1 protein-coding gene and 1 pseudogene are annotated in these 1521 nt (G+C 73.4%); one reads left to right on the top strand and one right to left on the bottom strand.

Annotated features, from left to right (window positions below):
* Positions 1 to 555: pseudogene (locus tag AC08ON_RS01925) on the top strand (sucrose-6-phosphate hydrolase); the annotation flags it as partial.
* A 27-nt stretch (positions 556 to 582) separates the two neighbouring features.
* On the opposite strand, the gene AC08ON_RS01920 reads toward AC08ON_RS01925, so the two are convergent.
* Positions 583 to 1470, bottom strand: coding sequence for a hypothetical protein (locus AC08ON_RS01920; protein ID WP_476606588.1), 888 nt, complete (start codon positions 1468 to 1470; stop codon positions 583 to 585).
* Between the last annotated feature and the right edge of the window lie 51 nt (positions 1471 to 1521).

Here is a 1521-nt window from a genome sequence, read left to right as displayed (position 1 = left end):
AACGGCGGGCACCTGCTGGTCGACGGGGTCCCCGATCCGGCCTGGGCGGCGGGCGTGGCGGCCGAGGCCGCCGCCGCCTGCGCCCCCCTGGCGGAGATGGTGGCGCTCGCCGAGCGGTCCGCCGCCGGCGGCTGGGCCCGGCTCGTGCGGGTCGCCGACGGGTTGTTCGTCTACCTCGTCGCCCACGACCGCGCCGGCATTCCCGACCTGACCGGGGAGGCCGAGACGGCGCGGGCTGCGGGCTGGGCGATGTCGGTGCAGGGGCGGAAGGTGTACTTTGTCCCGTCGGTCCTGACCAAGCAGCGCGCGGTGGCCGAGGTCGCCCGCCGTGCCGGTACCGCCCGGCTGCTGGCCGCGGGGGACTCCGTGCTCGACGTCCCGATGCTCGCGGCGGCCGACCACGCCGTCCGTCCGGCCCACGGTGAGCTGCACGAACTGGGCTGGTCGGGCCCGAATGTCACCGTCACCGCCGCGGCCGGGGTGCTCGCGGGCGAACAGGTGCTGGCGGCGTTCGTCGCGCGGGTCCGGGCCGAGATCGCTGCCGGGAGTCGCTGAACCTCCTCGCGCGACTTCCGGGCCCGTTCAGACCGGGCCTTGGCGCCGTTCTTCTGGTGTGCCGGGCGGCGGCGGCCCGGAGCCCGGCCCGAACCCAGGCGCCCAGATTTTCCGCAGCGGCCTGCCATGCGGGCACGTCCCCCGCTCTGGCACCCGCTCGACGCTGCCTGTGGCATGCAACTGGGCGCCACGGCGACGCCGGCACTTGTTGCAGGCCACCAGCCGGCGCCCGAGCTCCTGAACTTCGGGAAGACTCCGATGGCTCTTGGTCAGGTCGGCGTGCACCCTGGTCGCGCGGGCCAGTACGGTCGAGGCAGGCCACTCCTCCGTCACGGCTAGGGCCGTCGTAGCCGCGTGCGCGGCCTGCCCTGGGTCGGCCGGTCGGAGAGACAGCGCGAGCGCACACCAGGTCAGGCCGAGGCCCTCCACGTGCTCGGGCTGGTAGCTGTCGACCGTGGCCTGGGCGAGCGAGGTGGCGCCTGGATCTCCGATCCCGGAGAGGGCCAACGCGGTGTAGAGAAGCCGTTCTGTAGCGTCGAACAGGCCCGCGCCTGCGAGGCGTTCCACAGGCAGGGGCGCGTCGTTCATGAGGTGAATCGCTTCTCGGGCGCGCCCCGGCTGTCCGCCGGCACCTTCGGCGCATGCCGCATACGCGGCAAGACGGGGCAGAACATACGGGTCTGCATCCGGGTTGCGGATTGCGTTCCGGGCGACCCCCGCGGCCTCCGTGTAGCGGCCGGCGTTGAAGGCGATGCACGATCGGGGGCCGGCGATACTGCCGCCGAGCAGTGCATCTCCCGCGTGGGCGGCGTACTGCTCGGCGACTGTCGCGAACCTTGATGCTAGATCACGGTTGCCTGTGTGGTAACCGAGACGGGCGAGGTAGTAGGTGTATTGGCCGGCGATGGTGGCCACCCTCCCCGCCCGCGAGGTCCCTGCGCCCCTGGCTCGTCCCCGGGGTGCCGG

Source organism: Frankia sp. CoWAU3, from assembly GCF_977971855.1.
Note: the sequence above shows the minus strand (reverse complement) of the source record. Positions and strands in the feature narration are given on the sequence as shown.